Here is a 21,376-nt window from a genome sequence, read left to right on the forward strand (position 1 = left end):
GCTTGAGCATCGCGCGAGGATTTTGACGCCCTCGGGGGCCATTCCAGCCGCACCCCTTCGGGGCCGGACGTTTTTGAAAGCCTGCGTCGTTGAAAGTCCTCGACGTAGCTATGGCTACGACTGCGGCTTTCGCCTAGCTGGCTTTCAAAAACGTTCCGGTCATATGGGTGCTAATCAGTGATCCTTGGTATAAGCCGTTCCGGAGATGATCATGACGCTTGCCGCTCCCCGCAATTTCGCCCCCTTGCCCCGCCGCGCCTCGGTCGCCGTCGATGTCGGCGGCGTGATTGTCGGCGGCGGCGCCCCGGTGGTCGTCCAGTCGATGACCAACACCGATACCGCCGATGTCGACGCGACCGTCGCGCAGGTGGCGGCGCTATCGAAGGCGGGCTCCGAACTGGTGCGCATCACGGTTGATCGCGACGAGGCGGCAGCGGCGGTGCCGCGCATCCGCGAACGTCTGGAGCATCTCGGCCTCGACGTGCCGCTCGTCGGCGATTTTCATTATATCGGCCACAAGCTGCTGGCCGATCATCCGGCCTGCGCCGAGGCTCTTGCCAAATACCGCATCAATCCCGGCAATGTCGGCTTCAAGGACAAACGCGACAAGCAGTTCGCCGAGATCATCGAAATGGCGATCCGCTACGACAAGCCGGTCCGCATCGGCGTCAACTGGGGCTCGCTTGACCAGGAGCTGCTGACGCGGCTGATGGACGAGAACGCCGAAGCCGGTGCGCCGCTTTCCGCCCGCGATGTCACCCGTGAAGCCATCGTGCAATCCGCGCTTCTGTCGGCCGAGCTGGCCGAGGAGATCGGCCTTGCCCGCAATCGCATCATCCTCTCGGCCAAGGTCTCCCAGGTCCAGGACCTGATCGCCGTCTATTCCATGCTGGCCGAACGCTCGGACCACGCGTTGCATCTGGGCCTGACGGAAGCCGGCATGGGCACCAAGGGCATCGTCGCCTCGTCCGCCTCCATGGGCTATGTCTTGCAGCACGGCATCGGCGACACGATCCGCGTGTCTCTGACGCCGGAGCCCGGCGGCGACCGCACCCGCGAGGTGCAGGTGGCGCAGGAACTGCTGCAGGTCATGGGCTTTCGCCAGTTCGTGCCGGTGGTGGCCGCCTGTCCCGGCTGCGGGCGCACGACCTCGACCGTGTTTCAGGAACTCGCTTCCAAGATCCAGTCGGATCTCCGCAAGAACATGCCGGTATGGCGCGATAAATATCCGGGCGTGGAAGCGCTCAACGTCGCGGTGATGGGCTGCATCGTCAACGGCCCCGGCGAAAGCAAACATGCCGATATCGGCATCTCGCTGCCCGGCACCGGCGAGACGCCGGCCGCCCCCGTCTTCATCGACGGCAAAAAGGCAAAGACGCTGCGCGGCCCGAACATCGCCGCCGACTTCGAGGCGATGGTCAGCGACTATATCGAAAATCGTTTTGGGTCGGGCAGTCAGGCGGCGGAGTAGGTACGTGTGTCTTTGCCAAAGTAAAGCTGACGCAATCTCTTGTTGTGCGTGAATCCAATAGCTGGCATGATTCAACAAAGTTTCTCGCAGGCGTTGAGCTCGAATGAACATTGAAAAAAACAAAAGCGCTGAACTTGTCGGCATCGGAATTTACTCCTCGGCCGAGGCATCTCGTCTGACCTCTATTCCGGCGCCAAAACTTGTGCGTTGGCTCTCCGGGTACAAGCGAAGAGGGAAAGACTATCCGCCTCTTTGGAACCCGGAAATAGCGATCGAGGATGAGAAAATCTATCTGAGTTTCAGAGATCTCATGGAAGTCCGTGTTGCAGATGCTTTCGTTAGGTTCGGCATGCCACCTCAGCATATCCGACGGGCGATATTGCTCGCCCGAGAGGTTCTCGGAAAAACCCATCCGTTGTCGACAAATCGGTTTCGTACCGATGGAAGAAGTATCCTTCTCTTTGAAATTGAGAAAGATGAGAACGGCGAAGAGAAAGAGAAATTGCTCAATCTTTTCAGCCGTCAATATGAATTCAGGGAAGTCATTGATCCTGTGCTGAAAACTGTGGACTTTGGAAACGAGGGCGATCCAATCGTCTGGTGGCCACTTGGCAGGCGTTCCAGAATCCTCATCGATCCGCAGCGTGCTTTTGGACAGCCAATTGACGCTGCATCTGGTGTGCCGACGACCGTATTGGCGAATGCTGTGCGGCAGGAAGGAGGCATACATCAGGCGGCAAGGGTTTACGACGTTTCGGAATCTGCTGTTCGCGAAGCATTGGAATTCGAAGAAAAGACACCCAATGCGCGGATGGCAGCGTGAATGTCTTCTTTGACAATTGCACGTCTCCAGTACTGGCAAGAACCCTCGACGGCTTCATCAGCAATTTTGATGACCGGGCATTTCATATCGGCGACATCAGTGGGATGCCCAACGGGCGGAATGCGTCTGATCTGGACTGGATCCGCTTCCTGAAATCTTCCAACACGCATTGGATTTTTATTTCGAATGACAGAAGAATACTGAAAAACTCTGCTGAACGTATCGCCTTACGTGCTGCCGGGTTGCATGGGTTTGTATTCGCTCAAGGATATCAGAAGATGCCAACGCACCAAGCGGCCTCAAATCTTATATGGCGCTGGCCTGACATCGTTCATATTACCGAGCTTGTACAAGCTCCGGCCATGCATGAAATTCCTGTCAGTCGTGGCGCAAAACTGAGATCACTTTCCTTCTGAGTCAACCTTAACCCCTCTTCACATAAACCCTGCCGCCGCCCTTCTTGCGGCCGGTGTCTTCCACGCCGGGAAAGCGGCCCTTGCGCACGGCGTTGAGGAATTCGCGGCCGATCTTCACCTTGTCGCCGATAGAGAGCCGGTTCCAGCCTTTGCCGTAAAGTTCCGGGAAATGAAACTCGCCCGGCTCCTGTGCCAGAAGCCGGTTTGCGATCTCGTCTTCGTCGAGCATGTCAGAACCTTGTCGTCAGAAGTTTCAGGCCGGCAAGCGTGAAGAGCGCGGCCATCGTCCCCTCGATGGCGCGACGGGCCTTTCTGTAGCCGCGCACCACGAGGCCGGACGAAAACATCAGCGCCAGCGCGTTGAAGGTCAGAAAGCCGATGATATTGGCGCCGGCGATGAACAGGATGATCGTGCCGTGGTCTGCATCCTTCGGCAGGCCGATGGAGACGAGCGAGACCCAGGCGAAGATCGCCTTCGGATTGGTAAGGTGGATATAGAGGCCGCGCCGGTAGAAGGCGCCGAGGCTGAGACGCCCGGCAATCTTCGGCGCCATGTCGGCGGCATCCGCGCGCATCGCGGCGCGAAAGCTCTTATAGGCCAGATAAAGCAGATAGCATCCGCCGATGATCTTCAGCGCCACCAACCCGTAGGCAAGCTTCGTCACCACGGCGGCCATGCCGGCGCCGGCCAGCACGGCCCAGAAGAAGGAGCCGGTCAGAACGCCGTTGGCAAGCGCCACAGCCTGCCGCCGGCCATGGCCCATCGCCGTGCCGGCAATGGCAAGCGTTGCCGGGCCGGGGCTGACGACGGCGATGAAATAGGCGATCCAGGCAAGCGCCAGCGATCCCAGAAGCTGCGGCGTATCCATCATCCTGTCCTGTCAGTCGGAAGAAGGTTTCGCATTCTCGAACCGATCCCAGATGCCGTCAAGCGCCTTTGAAAACGCGGTATAGACGTTGTTGTCCTTCAGGTGTTTGAGCACCTGTTCATTGGTGCCGCCGCGCGTCGCCGATTCCCGCGTCAGTTCGGAAAACGACATCTCCGGCGCGTTGCGGGCGGTTGCGGCAAGCGCGTAGAACACGGCGCCGGAAAAGGCCCGCGCCTTGTCGGCCGGCAGGTTTTTCGCCTGAAGCCAGTCGGCGATGGTCTCGTAATAGGCGAAGGCGCCGGCAAGCGAGGCGGTCGCCACGCACATCGCCTGGTATTCGTCATCGGTCTCGGCGGCAACCACGGTGCCGAGCGGCTCGAACATCGCAATCACGTCCTCATCCGGCGGAAAGACCGGTGTCGGCCCGCCGTGAAAGGCGACCGCCGGCAACGGGGTAACGAGCGTGATCCGCGTTGCCGGGGCAACGATCCGTGCAAGCCGCGCCTGGCTGAAGGTCGGCATGAAGCTGATGACGTGGTGGGACGGGCCAAACTTCAGCGTCTTAATGATCTCTTCGGCATCGCCCGGCCTCAGCGCCAGACAAACGCTTTCAGCGCCGTCAATCACATCCTGGTTGCTTGCCGCCACCGCCACATTCTCGAAGCGGTCGGCAAGCGTGGCCGCGATCTCCTCATTGCGCGGCGAAACAAGGATGGTCGGCTTTTCGCCGTCGACCGTGCTCATGCCGGTCACCACGGCCTTGGTGATTTCGCCTGTTCCGATAAACCCGATTGTCATGACATTCCTTCCTGAATTTGCTGGCCCAGCATAGGAAGCCATAACCGGTTTGAAAACGGGGCGCGCCCAGAAAGGCGGATCCAGGGCGGCGCGCGGCGTTGCCGCCGGAGGAGAATGACGCCGCCCTGAACCGGCGCCGCGCACCTGCCTCAGGCGGTCAGGTGCGCCGGCTCGGCAAGCCCGCGACGGCGGCAGGCAGCCGTCAGCGTGTTTGCCAGCAGGCAGGCGATCGTCATGGGGCCGACGCCGCCCGGCACCGGGGTCATCGCGCCGGCGACCGTACTTGCCGCGGCAAAATCCACATCGCCTGTCAGCCGCGTCTTGCCCGGTCCGCGCTCCGGTGCGTCGATCCGGTTGATGCCGACATCGATCACGCTCGCGCCGGGTTTTATCCAGTCGCCCTTTATCATCTCGGGCCTGCCGACGGCGGTGACCACGATATCGGCGCGGCTGACGACGGCCTTCAGGTCGCGCGTGCGCGAATGGGCGATTGTGACAGTGGCGTTGGCGGCAAGCAGCAATTGCGCCATCGGCTTGCCGACGATGTTGGAGCGGCCGACGACGACTGCCTCGAGGCCGGAAAGGTCGCCGTGTTCCGCCTGCAGCAGCATCAGGCAGCCGAGCGGGGTACAGGGCACCATGGTCTTCTGCCCGGTCGCCAGAAGACCGACATTCAGGATGTGAAACCCGTCAACATCCTTCGTCGGGTCGATCGCCGCCAGAACCTCGGCTTCCGCAATATGGGCGGGAAGCGGCAACTGTACGAGAATGCCGTCGACCGCGTCATCGGCGTTCAGCCGGGCGACGAGGGCGAGAAGATCGGCGGCGGCGATCTCTTCGGGCAGGCGGTGCTCGAAGGAATTCATGCCGGCCTCGACGGTCTGTCTGTGCTTGGCGCGGACATAGACTTCGGATGCCGGATCAGTGCCGACGAGAACCACGGCAAGGCCGGGCGTCACGCCATGCTGCGCCTTGAGGCGCGAAACATGGCAGGCCACCGCGCCGCGAAGCCTGGCCGCAAAGGCCTTTCCGTCAATGATCCGTGCCGTCATCCTCTGCTCCCGTCAATCACAGGCGTCTCCCATCCCGCCGGCTCAGTCGGCCGGCAGGCGCGGGCTCATCGGCTCGCTGATCCGCCTGGCCTGGAACGTATCGGGCAGGGGCGTCAGTTCGATGGTCGCGACGATGCCCGCCCTGCGAAAGGGGTCGCCTTCGGCAAAGGCCTCGGCATCGGCGCGGCTTTTTGCCTCCAATATGCCGAAATTGCCGCAGGAGCGGCTCTCGTCATCGACAAGCGCCGAGCCGATCAGCACCGAAACAAGGCCGTTGCCGCCCGAGGAGACCCATGCGCGGTGCTCGGGGCGGATCTGCTCGCGCAGTTCATGGACGTCCGGATTGTTCAGGCAGCGCATCAGGAAAAACGCCATCACGCATTCTCCAGCACGACCATGCCGGCGCCGGTGAGCGAGGCGGGCGCGTAATAATGCCTGTGCTTCATCTCCACATGCGGGTTCATCGCCGCCCGCATCACCAGCCACATGATCAGTTCCGCGCCTTCCGAGCCGAACTGGTCGACATAGTCCTCGCGGCTCATGTTCCGGTATTTCTCGTAGTCATTGGCGATGCCGTCAAGCCAGGCCTCGTCGGCCTCGCGGTTGATGAAGCCGGCGCGGCTGCCCTGAAGCTGGTGCGAAAGCCCGCCCGTGCCCATGATCACCACGCTCTCGCCGCCGGAAAAACTCTCGATCGCCTTGCGCAGCACCTTGCCCATTTCCCAGCAGCGCTGCGGGGTGGGGATCGGGTACTGGATGGTGTTGACCCAGATCGGCACCACCTTGACCGGCCAGTGTTCGGGACGGCCGAAGAACAGTTCCAGCGGCACCTGAAGGCCGTGATCAACCTCGATCTCGCGGCAGACCAGCGGGTCGAAATGGTTTTCCACCATGGTGTCGACGATATGCCAGGAGAGATCGGCGGCGCCCTCGAAATCGGGCACGGCGCGCGGACCCCAGCCCTCGTCCACCGGCTTGTAGCTGTCGGCGACGCCGATGGCGAAGGTCGGCACGCGGTCGAGGAAGAATGTGTTGCCGTGGTCGTTGAAGATCACGACCGCGACATCGGGCTTCTTCTCCGCCATCCACTGCTTGCCCGGAATATAGCCGTCGAAAAACGGCTTCCAGTCGGGCGTGTCGGCAAGCCCCTTGTCGAGCGCCACGCCGATCGAGGGTACGTGGCTGGTGCCGACGCCGCCAATGATTTCGGCCATTACATCTTCCCCAGTCTTGTCTTGAGAAATTCTTCCTGGCTCATGCCGGCCTGCGCCGCGCCGATCTCGGCCATGCTGGCCGGGTCGACCGCCGCGATCTTCAGGATGAAGAAGAGATTGCCGCCAAGGGCCACCATCCTGTGCCAGTCGCGGCGCATCACCGCCTGTTTCTCCGCCTCGCCCAGGCCGAAACTGTCGAGAAAGGCTTCCTCGTCGGCCTTGAAGGCGGCGCGGTTTTCCGGCTTGCCGAGCGACATCGCCATCTTGTTCATCCGGTAGCCGTTTCTCGAACGCTCTCGCTCGAAGAGGGGCGTTTCGGGGATTTCGAGCACGTCAGACATTGAGCACCTCCTTGTGCCGATCAAGCCAGCCGGTGATGGCGGCAACCGTTTCCTCCGGGCGCTCGACGGGCATGAAATGCCCGGCGCCGTCGATGACGAGAACCTCGGCATCCGCGAGCCTGTCGGCGATTTCGCGATGCTGCTTTTCCGGCGACCAGCTGTCCTGCGCGCCGGTGATGAGCAGCACGGGACAGGTGATGGCGGGGATGTATTCCATTGCGTTCGGGCGCTCCATCAGCGCGCGGATCTGGCGGGCGTGAACGTCGGGCCCGGCCTTGACCACCATATCCGTCAGGTCGTCGACGAGCGCGGCGTCCGGCGTTGTCCCCTGCGCGAGCATCGGCGGCAGCCATTCGGCGGCGAGCGCCATCATGTCCTCGTAGCCGCGGGCGATCTTGGCAAGTCGCTTCGGGGCCTCGTCCGCGCGCGCGCCGTCATGTCCGGTATTGGCCAGCACCAGGCCTCTGATGCGCTCCGGCGCCTGGCGGGCCATGTCCATCGCCACGCGCCCGCCCATGGAGTGGCCGACCGGGATGAGCGGGCCCTCGGTCTCGCTGAGAAGCGTTGCCGCCATCGCCTCGATGGTCGGCTGGCGGGTGACATCGGCATCGGCCGCGGCGAGCCATGCAGGCGCAGCGCTGCAGACAGCGCGCCACACGCGGGCGTCCGATACCAATCCGGGAATGAGAAGCAATGTGGTCATGACCGGCCCTCCCATGCCGCCGTGAATACATTGATGGGGAAATTAGTCGATATTTATGGCAGTATCAACAGAAAATGCTACAAGATGTATACATAAATGCCGATGGACGCATTGTAGTGCGGGATTTCCTTCGGAGCGTGAGGCCGGAACGGGCTTGCCCCGAATTTCACTGTGTATACATTAGAGCACGAACAGGAAAAGTGGAGACCGGTTTTCCGTCCGGACGCGGCGAAAAACAAAAGGCTGGAGCATGTTCGCGATTCAAGCAAACGCGAGCATGCTCTAAGAGCGTTCCAACCTCTTTGGACGAATATTATGCGGGGAGACGACGATGGACAGGCAGGCAGCTGCAAAAACCCACACGATGCGGGCGCTGGTGGAACTGCGTAAACGCATTCTCGACGGCGCCATTCCGGGCGGAACGCGCCTGTTCGAGGTGGCGCTTGCCGATGACCTTCAGATTTCGCGCACGCCCGTTCGCGAGGCGATGTCGCGGCTGGCGGAGGAGGGGCTTCTGGAGCGCGCTCGCAGCGGCGGCTTCCTTGTGCGCAGCTTCGCCTATGCCGATGTGCTGGACACGATCGAGCTGCGCGGCGTTCTGGAGGGCACGGCGGCGCGGATGGCCGCCGAGCGCGGCGCAAGCGAGAAGGCGCTGAAGGAGATCTCCGCCATTGTCCGGGCGCTTGACGGCTGCGTCGGCGTCTTGCCGGACGATGTCGATTTCGAAACCTATTCGGAATTGAACGGCGAGTTCCACGACGCGCTGGCCACCCTGCCGCGCTCAGCCACGCTGGAGCGCGAACTGGCCCGCGCCAAGCGTCTGCCGTTCGCTTCGCCCTCCGCCTTCCTGCCGGACAGGAGCAAGCTTTCCGATTTCCGCCGTTCGCTGCAGGTGGCGCAGGAGCAGCATCGCGAAATCGTCACCGCGATCGCCCAGCGCCAGGGTGCGCGGGCGGAAGCGCTGGCCCGCGAACATGCCTGTGCCGCGCGGCGGAACCTTGAATACATCTTCTCCAAGGACCGCAACCTCGTCAGCACAGTGCCCGGCCTCGCTCTCGTGGCGCCGGACGAGCCGATCCTGCGCTGACACCGCCGCCGGTTGCCGGAAATCTGCAGGCGGAGAGATATTTCCGCTTGCATTCTTTGAGGCGACTTGCAAATGTATGTATACATTCTTGATGCTTTGGGAGGAGTTGAAAAGTGGCAGGTCAAAGCCTATCGTCCGTAATGCAGGGATTCTCAAATCCCGTCGAGCTTTTGAGGAATTCGCGTTCGGGAATCTATGTATACCCTGTCGTCGCGCCTGAATTTTCCAACTGGCGCAGCGAACAGATGGCGTGGCGCCATACCGCCGTGCTGTTCGACCAGACCCACCACATGGACGAACTGATCGTCGAGGGGCCGGATGCCGCGGCGTTTCTCGCCCATGTCGGCATCAATGCCTTCGGCAATTTCGATCTCAACCGCGCCAAGCATTTCGTGCCGGTCACGCCGGCGGGCCATGTCGTCGGCGACATGATCATCTTCCGCGAGCGCGAGGACAAGTTCGTCCTCGTCGGTCGCCAGCCGACGGCCAACTGGACCAAGTTCCAGGCCGCCATCGGCAAGTGGAACGTCCGGCTCGTCCATGACCCCCGCTCGGATTCCCGCCCCGAGGGCGAGCGCGTGCTGCGTACGCATTATCGCTACCAGATTCAGGGTCCGGATGCGAACAAGATCCTCGACGCCATCAATGGCGGTCCGGTTCCCGAGATCAAGTTCTTCCATGTCGACTGGATCAATGTCGGCTCGAAGCGGGTGCAGGCGCTGCGCCACGGCATGGCCGGCGCGCCGGGTCTGGAAATCTGGGGCCCCTATGCCGACAAGGCCTATATCCTTTCGACCATTCTCGAGGCTGCGGCCAAGACCGGCGTAGACCTGCGCCGCGTCGGTTCGCGCGCCTATTCCACCAACACGCTGGAATCCGGCTGGATACCCTCGCCGCTGCCGGGCATCTATTCCGGCGACGGGATGATGGCCGACTATCGCGACTGGCTGGGCGCCGATGCCTATGAGGCGGTCGGCTCCATCGGCGGATCCTTCGTCTCCGACAATGTCGAGGACTATTACACCAATCCCTTCGAGCTCGGCTACGGCTTCTATATCGGCTGGAAGAAGGATGACTTCATCGGCAAGGATGCGCTCGCCAGGCTCAAGGATGCGCCGACCAACCGCAAGAAGGTGACCTTCGAGTGGAACCCGGAAGATGTCCTGAAGGTCATCGCCTCGAATTTCGAGGAAGGCACGCCCTACAAGTGGATCGACTTCCCGCAGCCCAACTATGCGTCCTCGACCGCCGACATGGTCATGAACGGCGACACGATGGTCGGCATGTCGATGTTCAACGGCTATTCCTACAATGAGCGACGGGTTCTGTCGCTCGGCGTCGTCAGCCAGGACGTCAATGTCGGCGACGTGCTGACGCTGAAATGGGGCGAGCCGGAAGCCACGCAGAAGACCTCGGTCGAGCCGCATCGTCAGGCCGAGATTCGCGTGCGCGTTTCGCCGACGCCCTATGCCGCCGAGGCCCGCGAAAACTACGCCGACAGCTGGCGCACCAAGGCGAGCCGCTGATCGCCTTTCTTGTGACAATCGGCGCCGCCTTCGACTGGGGCGGTTGCCAGCCGCCGCCGGCGGAGAGAACGGACGTTTGCCGGAGATACGGGACAGGTCGAGGAGGGCCTGTCGGGATGCTCTGCCGGCGCCATGATCGATGCATTGTCGCGGAAAGTCCGGTATTCTTCGCCGGGGTCCCGCGAATATGAGTTCAGGAGCGTGGCCGCAGGCAGGCGGGCGCGCAAGATTTCAAGTCATGAAACCTGGGGAGGAGAATCATGATCTACAGGTCACTGCGCACTCTTGCCGTATCCGCCGCGCTTTTCGCCGGCGTCACTGCGGCATCTTCGGCGGAAGAACTGTCTTTCGCCCATTTCGTTCCGCCGCAGCACACGTTGACCGGTTCGGTCATCGAACCGCTGCAGGAAGGCATCGCCAACGAGGTCGGCGATGATCTCACCATCCGCGTCTATCCGGGCGGCGAACTCGGCAAGGGGCCGCTGGAACAGTATGTCCGCGTGCTTCAGGGCGTTGCCGATATCGTCTGGGGCCTGCCGGGCTACACCTCGTCGCAGTTCCCGAAAACCATGATCGCCGAAATGCCGGGCGTGATCGCGCTGGGCGAGCCCGGCTATCCGGCAATCTGGCGCTCCATGGACATGATCAGGGACGAGTTCCCGGGCACGAAGCCCCTGGCGTTGTGGACCTCGGAGCCCAACATCTTCATCATGAAGGACAAGGACATTCGCACGCCCGATGACCTGAAGGGCCTGAAGATCCGCGCCGCCGGCTCGACCACGGCCGCCGTTCTCGAAGCGCTCGGCGCGACACCGGTGCAGATGCCGGCGGGAGAGCTGTACAACGCCCTGCAGACCGGGCTGATCGACGGCGTCGTCACCGGAGCGTCCGCCGTCACCGACTTCAAGCTTTCCGAGGTCGCCGACAGCTATACGATCGGCGCGCCGATCGGCCGCCTCACCTTCTACGTGGTCATGAGCCAGGCGCGCTATGACGGGCTCTCCGACGAGCAGAAGGCGGCGATCGACAAATATGCCGGCGAGTATCTTTCCGAGAGCGCGGAAACCGCCTGGAACCGGGTTGCCGAAGAGACCATCGCCGGGCTTGAAGCCGATCCGGACAAGACCGTGATCACGCTCGACGCCGACCAGGCGGCAGCCTTCGGTGCGCTCACCATTCCGGTGACCGAGGAGATCGTTTCCGAGCTTGGCGCCGAAGACGTTCTCGCCTCGATGCGCGGTGAATAGGACCATGCTTGTCACGCTCCGCAAGGCGGCGAACGGGTTGATCTCGCTCTCCGCCTTTGCCGGCACGCTCGGGCTGATCTTCGTGACGCTGGTCGTGCTCGCGGACGTGATCGGAAGGGCATGGGGCGCGCCGCTGCGCGGCGCGCAGGACTTCTACCAGATGGGCATGGTGATCATCGTCTTCGGCGGCATGGCGCTTTGCGACAAGCTCGGCGGTCATGTCGCGGTCGATGTCTTCGAGGATCATTTTCCCGATGCCCTCAACCACTGGCTCAATATCTTCGCCGCGCTTCTCGGCGCGGTGATCTTCGCCGGCATTGCCTACACCGTCTATGATTCCGCGAAACTGTCGCAGATGCTCAAGCTTGCCACCAATATCGTGCGCATGCCCAAATGGTATTTCCAGTGGGCGCTGTCGATCATGGCGTTGATCACCGCCTTCGGCATGGGGCTTCGCGCCGTTGAACTTGTGCTGACCGGCCGTGCCGGCCGCGCCGAGCGGGAGATCGGGAAATGAGCGGAGAACTGGTGGGCCTGATCGGCCTTGCCGTCCTGTTTGTACTGCTGGTGATCCGCGTGCCGGTGGCGCTGGCCATGTTTTCCGTGGGCTTTGCCGGCATCTGGGCATTGCGCGACCTGAAGGCGGCGATGAGCCTGATGGCGTCGGAGAGCTTCACGCTTGCCTCCTCGGCCGAGCTGGTGGTCGTGCCGCTTTTCATCCTGATGGGCAATGTCGCATCGGTGACGGGCATGAGCGGCAGGCTGTACGATGCGGCCTATGCCATTGTCGGGCGGTTTCGCGGCGGGCTTGCCTCGGCGACCGTGCTGGGATGTGCCGGGTTCGCCGCGCTTTCGGGTTCATCGGTCGCCTCGGCGCTGACCATGGGCAAGGTGTCCATGGCCGAGATGGACCGCTTCAATTACGACAACAGGCTGTCGACCGGGGTCGTCGCCGCCGGCGGCACGCTCGGCATCCTGATCCCGCCCTCGACCGGCTTCGTGATCTACGCCATCCTGACGCAGCAGTCGATCGGGCGGCTGTTCCTGGCGGGCGTCTTGCCGGGCATCCTGCTTCTGTCGATGTTCATTGTCACGATCACCGTGCTGTGCTGGCTCAGGCCCGGTTTCGGTCCCGCCGGTCCGCGCACGACGATGGGCGAGAAGACGAAGAGGATGGTCGGGGCACTACCCGTGCTCTCGGTGGTGATCCTGACGATCGGCGGCATCTATGGCGGGATATTCTCGCCGGTGGAGGCGTCTGCCGTCGGCGCCGGGCTGATCATCCTGATCGGCGCGGCGACGGGAAAGCTTACGCCAAAGGCGTTCTGGGCGGCGGCCAAGGATTCGGTGGTCACGACGGCGGCGGTGATGCTGATCCTGATTTCGGCCCATATCCTGAACCCATTCCTGGCGCTCACCCACATTCCCGATCTGGTCGGCGCCTTCCTGGAAGGCCTTCAGGTCGGACCGATCGCGGTGCTGGCCCTGATCCTGCTGACCTATCTGATCCTCGGCTGTTTCCTTGAAGGTTTCGCCATGCTGGTGCTGACCATGCCGATCTATTTTCCGGTGATCACGCAGCTCGGGATCGACCCGATCTGGTTCGGCGTGCTGGTGGTGCTGACGCTGGAAATGGGACTGATTTCGCCGCCGGTCGGGGTCAATGTGTTCATCGTCAAATCGGTGGCGCGCGACGTGCCGCTTTCGCGCATCTTTGCCGGCGTCACGCCGTTCTGGTTTGCGATGCTGGCGACGCTGGTGGTGCTGATCGCCTTTCCGCAGATCACGCTGATCCTGCCGAATACGATGATGAACTAGCGCATCGGCCCGAAAACCGGAATCGATTTTCGGCAAGCACGATGCGTAGATAAAATAGGTTAGAGCGTCCTTTGTGCGTCCGAACGGACGCACGGCGCCCTAGCGGAACTCGCAGAACGGCGGAGATGGATCTCCGCCTGCAAGCGCGTTGGAAATTTCGGCGGGACGTTTGACAGAAAGGCGCTGCCCGGCAATGCCGCGAAAGACAATCGAAGCTCTGACTGCCGGCACGGCCTGCGCGCCGGCGGCGGGAAGACGCGCGCCGAAAACGGCCGGAAAAGACTTGCCGCAATGCGGAGCCATGAATGAAAGATCGTTCGCCTCTCGAAGGAGGGGAACACCTGCAGTCTGAATGGGGGCGGATGTCCGCGCCCCGATCCGGAGGAGAACCTTGCGATGAAGTCCTATGTCCTGACCATCAAATGCGCCAACCGTCCAGGCATCGTTGCCGCCGTCGCCACGCTGCTTGCCCGCGCCGACGGCGATATCACCGAGGCCCGGCAGTTCGACGATGCGGTGAGCGACACTTTCTTCATGCGCGTGTTGGTCAAATATCCAGGCGACGAGACCGCCCTGCGTGCCGAGATGCAAAAGCTCGCGGCCGAATACGGCATGACCTGGGAATTGTGGGACATGGCGCGCCGGCCGAAGGTGCTGATGATGGTCTCGAAGTTCGATCATTGTCTCGGCGATCTGCTTTACCGCAACCGGATCGGCGAACTGGACATGGAGGTCGTCGCGATCGCCTCCAACCATCCGAAGACGGCTTTGAACCTCACTCTGATGGGCGATATTCCCTATCACCACTTGCCGATAACCAGGGACACCAAGCCCGATCAGGAAGCCCGGATCAAGGCGCTCGTCAATGAAACCGGCGCGGAACTGGTGGTTCTCGCCCGCTATATGCAAATCCTGTCGGATGATCTCTCGGCCTTCCTGTCGGGGCGCTGCATCAACATCCACCACTCTTTTCTGCCGGGCTTCAAGGGAGCAAAACCCTATCATCAGGCCTTCGAGCGCGGGGTGAAGATGATCGGCGCCACGTCGCATTACGTAACCGAGGACCTCGATGAGGGTCCGATCATCGCCCAGGATGTCGAGGCGGTCACCCATGCCGACACGCCGGAGGATCTCGTCCGCAAGGGGCGGGATATCGAACGGCGTGTGCTGGCCAGGGCGGTGACCCTGCATCTTCAGCGCCGCGTGATGTTGAACGGGAAGAAGACGGTCGTGTTCGAAAAATAGATCCGGATGTCCGAAAAGCGTTTTCCGGTCTTCGGCCAGGGCCGGCCGATGCCGCAATCGGCAAAGCGATCCGCTTTCCCAAAAGCGCAACATGGCAATGTCGTCAGAAAGAGTCGGGGAAGAGCTTGCCAGGGAACGACGAAATGTATACATTTGATTCATCGGAACCTGGAGGAGGATCTGCAAAAATGATTGGATTTCTGGGCAGGCGCAGCAAGCAAACCGCTACTGGAGACGATGTCATAGGCCCATTTCTGAAAGGGTTCTCGATCGAAGTCATGCCGCGCACGGCGGCCAAGGTTGATGACTTCAAGGCGCTGCTGCCGGTCGGAACACGTGTATACATAGCTCACATCGAAGGAACGCCGATCGAGGATATGGTCGCCACGGCGCGGCGTCTGTCGGAAGACGGCTTTACGGTCATGCCGCATTTCCCCGCTCGCATCATCAGAAACAGGGCGATGCTCGAAGACTGGATCGCGCGCTATCAGGGCGAGGCCGGCGTCGACCAGGCGCTGCTGCTGGCCGGCGGTGGTGGCGCGCCTGCCGGCGACTATCACTCGTCAATGCAGCTGATGGAGACCGGGCTGTTCGACAAGGCCGGGTTCCGGCGGCTTCATGTAGCCGGCCATCCGGAGGGCAACAAGGATATCGATCCCGACGGGTCAACCGGTAATGTGGATGCCGCCCTCAGGTGGAAGCAGGACTTTGCCGAGCGCACCGACGCCGAAATGGCGATCGTCACCCAGTTCGCCTTCGAGGCGGAGCCGGTGCTGGCCTGGATCGAGCGGCTGCGCGGCTTCGGCGTGGACCTTCCCGTCCATGTCGGCATTGCCGGGCCGGCCAGGCTGCAGACGTTGATCAAATTCGCGATTGCCTGCGGCGTCGGTTCCTCGCTCAAGGTTCTGCAACGCCGGGCCATGGATGTCTCCAAGCTGGTGCTGCCCTATGAGCCGACGGACGTTCTGGTTGATTTTGCCGCCGCAGCGAAACGCGACGGCGGTTCGGCCGTCGCGCAGATTCATTTCTTTCCGCTCGGCGGCATCGGCGCCTGCGCCGACTGGGCGGTCCGCCATGGTGTCTCCGCTCCGGCCCCGGCCGCCGTATGAAGTCCTCGCCCGGCGGCGAGAGCGCCGTGCGTCGATCCGGACGCACAAAGGGCGCGCTAGCCTGTTGAATCGATGCATCGTGCTTTCCGAAAAGCAATTCCGATTTTCGGGCCGATGCGCCAAGCGACGCTCAGTTCCCGTCATGTCCCCGCTGGCCAGTTCGCGCACGCGACTGGTCGGTTTTTGTTGTCCAAGCAGTTCGGGAGGAGGTGGGGGCATGCGCGCAGACGCGCGCGAAATGTATACGCATCATGTTGATAGACTTATTCCATTTTGTATATAAAAGGCATTTTTTCTTCAAAATTCGTCCTAAAACTGTTTATTTCTGACGAATACTAAGCTAAAGTCTAAACATGGCCAGTTCGAAAACCTGTATATGCGTATACATTTTGGCCGGATGCCTTCGGTGTTTTTTCGTCTTGGAGGGCGGGAGAAGGGCCTCGAAAGCCTGCGAAGGCGTCAGATCGCGCCAGGCCGGAACGCGTTGTGTTTCGACGTCGCGGTTCGCGCGATCCGAGGAGCAATTCCAGCCGGTGCATTGACCGGCTGCGCATGCCCGTCCGGCCCGTTGCCGACAGTTTTATGGTTTCTTGCGAAAATCTTGCCTCGTTCAGGCTTTGGTTCCTGTTCAAGGCGAATTTGCCGGCGGCGATGCGCCGGGTTGCGGCAGTCGGCCCGGCAGGCCTGGTCCGTCGGGCATGGAAACCGTTCGATCGGACGCGAAGGTTCGCAGGGCCGTGCGCTCATGGCGGAAGTCGAGGACGGAGGAGGTCCCGGCATCCGTGTAACTGACCCAGAGGGAGGAGAACAGATGAGACTGAATGCGACCATAAGGTGCGGCATGGCGGCGGCGTCGGTTGCCGCGATCGTGCTGGCGGGGGGACTGGCCGCGCAGGCCGAGCCGATCGACCTCGAAGGAGAGACGGTGACGCTGGTGCACAATGTCGCGCCCGGCGGCGCAACCGCCATCAGCGCCCAGGTGCTCGCGGATGCCTGGTCGAAGACGATGGCGGGTCATCCGACCATGATCGTCCAGTCGGTCTCCGGCGGAGCGCTGACCAAGGGCATCGATTTTGTCATGGACGCCCGCCCGGACGGCAAGACCCTCGGCTATCTCGCCTGGCAGGGCACGACGCGCATCCTCGATCCGGAGGTGCTGCAGATCCCGTTCCAGGATTTCGGCGTGATCGGCGGCATCGGCGGATCCAACTTTCTGTTTCATGTCAGGAGCGATGTCGGCGCCGGGCTGAAAGACCGCGACGACCTGCCCGACGTCGAGAGCGTCACCGTCGGAGTCTACTCGCCGCGCATGACCCAGGGCATGCAGACGGCAGCAGCGCTCGATCTTCTCGGGGTCGACTGGCAGTTCGTCTCCGGCATGCTCGGCGACGGACCGCTTTACGCGGCCCTCCAGCGCGGCGAGATCGACGGCTACCCGGCGACCACGACCCAATATATCGCCGAACTCGGCGACGGACCGATCGCCAGCGGCGAGACGATGGCGATCTGGCAGATGGGGCCGCTCGAAGCGGATGGTTCGATGAAGCTCGATCCAGCCCTCGAAGGCGTGCCGACCCTCGGCGAATACATCGAAAAGGCGACCGGGAAACCGCCGGAAGGCCCGCTCTGGGACCTGGTCATGTATCACGCCCGGTCCTCGGCGCCGGTCAACTGGATCATCGTCGCGCCCCCCGGGACCCCTTCGGATCATCTCGACATGCTGCGCGCCAGTTTTGATGAAGCGACAGCCTCGCCGGACTATCTGGAGGCGGCCACCAAGGTCTACGGCTCGCCGCCGAACATCGTCCACTGGCAGGAGATGACCAGGATCATCTCCGATGTGCAGAACACTTCTGAAGACATCAAGGACACGATGCGCCAGCTGGTCGAGCGGATCGAGCAGTAGAAGGCGGGCCGGGGGCGGCGCGCCCGCCTCCCGCGCGCCGGGAACCGGAGCCTGGCACGAAGAGCCCGGCCGCCGCTCGCGTCTTGCCGCCGGCGATTGCGTCGTCGACGGACGCGCGGTCAGGGCCAGGCCTCCGCCGGTTCTGCCTGATTGCCATTGTGCCCTTTTCCTGAAGATTGGAGCGCGTCGTTCGCGGCGGATTGCAATCTAAAGATGTATTTTGCCATCGTTTGCGCCTGAGTGGGACAACGATGAGCAGCCACGCTGATCTGGAGCCGGAACTTCATGTTCGATTCATTCATGACGGGGCTTTCGCTGGTTCTGTCCTTTCCCGGTTTTCTCTACCTGCTTGCGGGCATCGCCGTCGGCCTGTGGCTTGGCATCGTCCCGGGCCTCGGCGGTGTCACCGGCATGGTGGTGCTTCTGCCGCTGACCTTCGGCATGGACCCGGCCGCGGGCCTTGCCATGCTGCTCGGCATGTTCGCGGTGGTCTCCACCTCCGATACGATCACGTCGGTCATGCTCGGGATTCCCGGCACGATCGCCAGCCAGGCGACCGTGATCGACGGCAATGCCATGGCCAAGCGCGGCCTGGCGCAGACGGCTTTCGGCGCGGCCTTTGTCAGCTCGGCCTTTGGCGGGGTGCTCGGCGGCTTCGCCATGGCCGCCTCGCTGCCCTTTGCGCTGTGGATCATTCTTGCCTTCGGTTCGCCGGAGTTCTTCCTGCTTTCGCTGCTCGGCCTGCTCATGGTCGGCGCCGTCAGCGGCAACGCGGTCTCCAAGGGGTTGGGGGCGGCCGTACTCGGGCTGATGCTTTCCCAGATCGGCTATCCGGTCGCAAGCTCCATGCCGCGCTATTTCTTCGGCGAACGTTCGCTGCTTGACGGCCTGCCGCTGGTTCCGGTCATTCTCGGGCTTTTCGGCCTGCCGGAAATGATGGACCTTGCCGCCCGGCGCACGGCAATCGCCCACCTCAGCGACAAGCACGCGCAGGGTGACAGCATCTTCAGCGGGGTCCGCGCCGCCATCCGCAATCGCTGGCTGGTCCTGCGCTGTTCATTGATGGGCGTCTATGTCGGCATGCTTCCGGCCATCGGTTCTTCCGTGGTCGACTGGCTTGCCTATGGCCACGCCACGCAGAGCTGCAAGACCGATCCGCAGTTTGGCAAGGGCGACGTGCGCGGCGTGATTGCGCCGGAAGCGGCCAACAATGCCGTGCTCGGCGGTTCGCTGATCCCGACGCTTGCCTTCGGCATTCCCGGCAGCGGCGCCATGGCGGTGCTCCTGGGCGCCCTGACGATCCACGGCTTCTCGCCGGGCCGAAACATGCTGGGCGACAATCTCGACATCACCTTCTCGATGGTCTGGACGATCATCATCGCCAATATCATCGGCGCCGCCGCCCTGATGCTCTGGGGCCGACAGGTGGCGCGCGCCGCTTTCGTTGACGGCAATTTCATCGTGCCGGCGGTGATCCTGTTCATCTTCATGGGCTCCTGGGTCTGGCAGCCGGGCATGTTCACCTGGATCACGCTTCTGGGCGTCGGCCTGCTCGGCTACATCATGAAGGCGGCGGGCTGGCCGCGACCGCCCTTCATTCTCGGCTTCGTGCTCGGGCCTGTCCTCGAGAACGCCATGTCCATCACCTGGCAGAGCTATACGGTGATGGAAGTGGTCACCCGTCCGACGGTGATCGGTCTCGTCATTGTGCTGGCCCTCGTCTTCTTCTTTGCGCTGCGCTCGACCCGCCGCGGGCTCGCTGCCCACGCGATCGAGGATACGCAGGAGAGCAAGGCAAGTCTGATCCTGTCTTCGGCGCTCGCGCTCGTGCTCATGGCCCTCTTCGGCGCGGCGGTGTGGATGGCGCGCGACTGGAAGCTTCTGGCCAAGGTCTCGCCGATGGCCTTTGGCCTGGCGGGCATCGTCATCATGGGCTTCGTCCTGTTCCAGGACCGCAACCGGCTTCGGGTGATCGCCGCCGCGCGTCGGGCGGGCGATGCTCTCGCCGGCGGCACCACGCGGCAATTCATCGCCGCGCATCGGCGTCAGATCATCACCTTCCTGTCGATCGCGTTGATGGCGGCGCTGACGCCATGGGTCGGCACCTATGCCGCCATCCTCGGCTTTGCCGCGATCTACACGACGCTTTGGGGGCGGTTCCGGTGGTGGGTGGTCGCCCTCTACACGGCTGGCCTCGGGGCGGTGCTCTACTTTCTTTACGACCGCCTTCTTCATGCCCCGTTCGAATTACCGTTCTTCATGTGATGAGGAGACTGAAACATGCTGACAGAGCTTGATGTCGAGGCAGGACCGGATCCCGCCGCAGGGATCGGCGCCATCGATTGCGACGTGCATCCGCGCAGTCCCGGACAGGAAGACCTGCTCCCGTTCGTCGACAGCTACTGGAAGGACATGATGCCCTACCGCAATATCGGGCATATGGAACTGATGTCCTATCCGTTCTCGACCAGGCCATTCAGGGCTGAAGGCCCGGATGGCGGAGTCGCAAATCCCAAACGGCTGGCCGAAGCCCATCTGGATCCGAGGGGCATCTCGGCGGCGATCCTCAACGTCGTCAACGGCGTTCAGGCGCTGTTCGACCCCTATATGCAGGCGATGATGTGCCAGGCGACCAATCGCTGGCTGGCGGCGGAGTGGCTGGATCGGGACCCGCGCCTGCGGGCCGCGCTGCTGGTGCCGTTCCGTCACCCGGAAGAGGCGGTGGCGGAGATCAAACGCTATGCCGGTGACCGGCGCTTCATCCAGATCCTGGCGATCTGCATGGGTGATGCGCCGCTCGGCCAGCGCCAGTTCTGGCCGATCTACAAGGCGGCATCCGATGCCGGATTTGTCCTGTCGATCCATCCGGGCAGCAATTACCGCCACGCGCCGACGCAATCCGGCTTCATGTCCTATCTTGTGGAGGAACAGGTCAACTGGTCGCAGGGCTTCGCCAGCCAGGCGGCAAGCCTTCTGAGCGAGGGCGTGCTGACCGAGTTTCCGGACATGAAGGTGGTGATGGCGGAAAGCGGGATTTCCTGGCTTTTCGGCGTCTCCTGGCGCATGGCGAAGGACTGGCGCGGCTGCCGCGTCGAGGTGCCGTGGCTGAAGGAGGGCCCGGACAAGATCTTGGAACGCCAGCTGCGCTTCACCCTGCAGCCCTTCGATCTTCCGGTCGAGCCGGAAGAGGTCGCAGCCGTTGTCGAATGCATCGGCGGGCCGGAACTGCTGCTCTATTCCTCCGATTTTCCGCATGATCACGGACCGACCGCCGCCCGTTGGCCGAACGGGCTTTCCGCCGATCTCGCCAATGCCATCTGCCGCGAGAATGTCCTTGCCACCTATCCGAGACTGGAGGTCTGACATGACTGTTGCCGAACTGGAGAGGCCCGACACGGCCAAAACGAAACTGGGTATTGTCGATTGCGACATTCACCCCGCAATGACCGACAGGACCGAGCTCTCCCGCTTCATGCCGCTGCGCTGGCGCGAGCATGTGCGCGATTTCGGCATGCGGTCGGGCGGTTCGCTCGTTGGCATGCTGCAATATCCGCGACTGAACCATGGCGGCATGCGCCAGGATGCCTATCCGCCGGAGGGCGGCCCGCCGGCTTCCAGCCTCGCCTTCCTGCAGAAGCAGCTTCTGGACGAGCTCAATATCGAGTTCGGCTTGCTGCAGGCGCTGAATCCCGGGCCGTCACTGCAGAACCTCGAATTGAGCGCGGCCGTCTGCGCGGCCGTAAACGACTGG

Annotated in this window: 21 protein-coding genes and 1 pseudogene; 14 read left to right on the forward strand and 8 right to left on the reverse strand. The window is 62.6% G+C overall.

Annotated features, from left to right (window positions below; translation table 11 throughout):
* Window positions 1-211: 211 nt before the first annotated feature.
* The 3 genes from ispG (at window position 212) to AC5DC2_RS04770 (ending at window position 2,710) form a co-directional block, all read left to right on the forward strand.
* Entirely contained in the window at window positions 212-1,471 is a 1,260-nt protein-coding gene (ispG, locus tag AC5DC2_RS04760) for a flavodoxin-dependent (E)-4-hydroxy-3-methylbut-2-enyl-diphosphate synthase (RefSeq protein ID WP_491697660.1), read from the forward strand.
* A 103-nt stretch (window positions 1,472-1,574) separates the two neighbouring features.
* On the forward strand, window positions 1,575-2,294 hold the full coding sequence (locus AC5DC2_RS04765; RefSeq protein ID WP_491697661.1) for a hypothetical protein: 720 nt from the start codon (window positions 1,575-1,577) through the stop codon (window positions 2,292-2,294).
* A complete protein-coding gene (locus AC5DC2_RS04770) occupies window positions 2,291-2,710 on the forward strand; it encodes a PIN-like domain-containing protein (protein WP_081725641.1) in 420 nt (139 codons plus the stop codon). The genes AC5DC2_RS04765 and AC5DC2_RS04770 overlap by 4 nt, the downstream gene beginning before the upstream one ends.
* Before the next feature lie 7 nt (window positions 2,711-2,717).
* Here the strand turns inward: AC5DC2_RS04770 and AC5DC2_RS04775 are convergent, their stop codons facing one another.
* The 8 genes from AC5DC2_RS04775 to AC5DC2_RS04810 all read right to left on the reverse strand — a co-directional run bounded on the left by AC5DC2_RS04775 (window position 2,718) and on the right by AC5DC2_RS04810 (window position 7,687).
* Window positions 2,718-2,939 (reverse strand): DUF1413 domain-containing protein, encoded by a 222-nt coding sequence (locus AC5DC2_RS04775; protein WP_024706147.1) that lies wholly within the window; start codon window positions 2,937-2,939, stop codon window positions 2,718-2,720.
* 1 nt (window position 2,940) lies between these two features.
* A complete protein-coding gene (locus AC5DC2_RS04780) occupies window positions 2,941-3,579 on the reverse strand; it encodes a LysE family translocator (RefSeq protein ID WP_491697662.1) in 639 nt (212 codons plus the stop codon).
* Between the two features lie 12 nt (window positions 3,580-3,591).
* A complete protein-coding gene (locus tag AC5DC2_RS04785; protein ID WP_491697663.1) occupies window positions 3,592-4,377 on the reverse strand; it encodes a pyrroline-5-carboxylate reductase in 786 nt (261 codons plus the stop codon).
* Window positions 4,378-4,526: 149 nt separating this feature from the next.
* Window positions 4,527-5,429 (reverse strand): bifunctional methylenetetrahydrofolate dehydrogenase/methenyltetrahydrofolate cyclohydrolase FolD, encoded by a 903-nt coding sequence (folD, locus tag AC5DC2_RS04790; RefSeq protein ID WP_491697664.1) that lies wholly within the window; start codon window positions 5,427-5,429, stop codon window positions 4,527-4,529.
* A gap of 42 nt (window positions 5,430-5,471) precedes the next feature.
* Window positions 5,472-5,804, reverse strand: a complete 333-nt coding sequence (locus AC5DC2_RS04795) for a YciI family protein (RefSeq protein WP_491697665.1) — start codon at window positions 5,802-5,804, stop codon at window positions 5,472-5,474.
* Window positions 5,804-6,643: a class III extradiol dioxygenase family protein gene (locus tag AC5DC2_RS04800; protein ID WP_491697666.1), complete on the reverse strand. Its 840-nt coding sequence runs from the start codon at window positions 6,641-6,643 to the stop codon at window positions 5,804-5,806. Before AC5DC2_RS04800 ends, AC5DC2_RS04795 begins: the two co-directional genes overlap by 1 nt.
* Window positions 6,643-6,984 carry an extradiol ring-cleavage dioxygenase gene (locus AC5DC2_RS04805; RefSeq protein WP_491697667.1) on the reverse strand — a complete coding sequence of 114 codons (342 nt, stop codon included), beginning with the start codon at window positions 6,982-6,984 and terminating at the stop codon, window positions 6,643-6,645. The genes AC5DC2_RS04800 and AC5DC2_RS04805 overlap by 1 nt, the downstream gene beginning before the upstream one ends.
* Complete coding sequence (locus AC5DC2_RS04810; RefSeq protein ID WP_491697668.1) at window positions 6,977-7,687, reverse strand: alpha/beta fold hydrolase; 711 nt, start codon at window positions 7,685-7,687, stop codon at window positions 6,977-6,979. Before AC5DC2_RS04810 ends, AC5DC2_RS04805 begins: the two co-directional genes overlap by 8 nt.
* A gap of 331 nt (window positions 7,688-8,018) precedes the next feature.
* Here AC5DC2_RS04810 and AC5DC2_RS04815 point away from each other — a divergent pair, with 331 nt between their 5' ends.
* From AC5DC2_RS04815 to AC5DC2_RS04865, 11 genes and pseudogenes are all read left to right on the forward strand, one after another.
* Entirely contained in the window at window positions 8,019-8,774 is a 756-nt protein-coding gene (locus AC5DC2_RS04815; RefSeq protein ID WP_024706155.1) for a GntR family transcriptional regulator, read from the forward strand.
* A 113-nt stretch (window positions 8,775-8,887) separates the two neighbouring features.
* Window positions 8,888-10,300, forward strand: a complete 1,413-nt coding sequence (gene ligM / locus AC5DC2_RS04820; protein WP_491697669.1) for a vanillate/3-O-methylgallate O-demethylase — start codon at window positions 8,888-8,890, stop codon at window positions 10,298-10,300.
* A 260-nt stretch (window positions 10,301-10,560) separates the two neighbouring features.
* A complete protein-coding gene (locus AC5DC2_RS04825; protein WP_024706157.1) occupies window positions 10,561-11,547 on the forward strand; it encodes a TRAP transporter substrate-binding protein in 987 nt (328 codons plus the stop codon).
* 4 nt (window positions 11,548-11,551) lie between these two features.
* The gene (locus AC5DC2_RS04830; RefSeq protein ID WP_491697670.1) at window positions 11,552-12,064 is read left to right on the forward strand and encodes a TRAP transporter small permease; all 513 of its coding nucleotides are present in this window, start codon (window positions 11,552-11,554) and stop codon (window positions 12,062-12,064) included.
* Window positions 12,061-13,365: a TRAP transporter large permease gene (locus AC5DC2_RS04835; RefSeq protein ID WP_491697671.1), complete on the forward strand. Its 1,305-nt coding sequence runs from the start codon at window positions 12,061-12,063 to the stop codon at window positions 13,363-13,365. The genes AC5DC2_RS04830 and AC5DC2_RS04835 overlap by 4 nt, the downstream gene beginning before the upstream one ends.
* Before the next feature lie 396 nt (window positions 13,366-13,761).
* The gene (purU, locus tag AC5DC2_RS04840; RefSeq protein ID WP_024706161.1) at window positions 13,762-14,610 is read left to right on the forward strand and encodes a formyltetrahydrofolate deformylase; all 849 of its coding nucleotides are present in this window, start codon (window positions 13,762-13,764) and stop codon (window positions 14,608-14,610) included.
* A 188-nt stretch (window positions 14,611-14,798) separates the two neighbouring features.
* Complete coding sequence (locus tag AC5DC2_RS04845; RefSeq protein WP_491697672.1) at window positions 14,799-15,719, forward strand: methylenetetrahydrofolate reductase; 921 nt, start codon at window positions 14,799-14,801, stop codon at window positions 15,717-15,719.
* Between the two features lie 811 nt (window positions 15,720-16,530).
* The gene (locus tag AC5DC2_RS04850) at window positions 16,531-17,625 is read left to right on the forward strand and encodes a type 2 periplasmic-binding domain-containing protein (RefSeq protein WP_061449862.1); all 1,095 of its coding nucleotides are present in this window, start codon (window positions 16,531-16,533) and stop codon (window positions 17,623-17,625) included.
* A gap of 285 nt (window positions 17,626-17,910) precedes the next feature.
* Entirely contained in the window at window positions 17,911-19,890 is a 1,980-nt protein-coding gene (locus AC5DC2_RS04855) for a tripartite tricarboxylate transporter permease (protein WP_491697673.1), read from the forward strand.
* A 15-nt stretch (window positions 19,891-19,905) separates the two neighbouring features.
* A complete protein-coding gene (locus AC5DC2_RS04860; RefSeq protein WP_491697674.1) occupies window positions 19,906-20,988 on the forward strand; it encodes an amidohydrolase family protein in 1,083 nt (360 codons plus the stop codon).
* Between the two features lies 1 nt (window position 20,989).
* Window positions 20,990-21,376, forward strand: a pseudogene (locus AC5DC2_RS04865) (amidohydrolase family protein); the annotation flags it as partial.

Source organism: Martelella sp. (genome assembly GCF_984369615.1).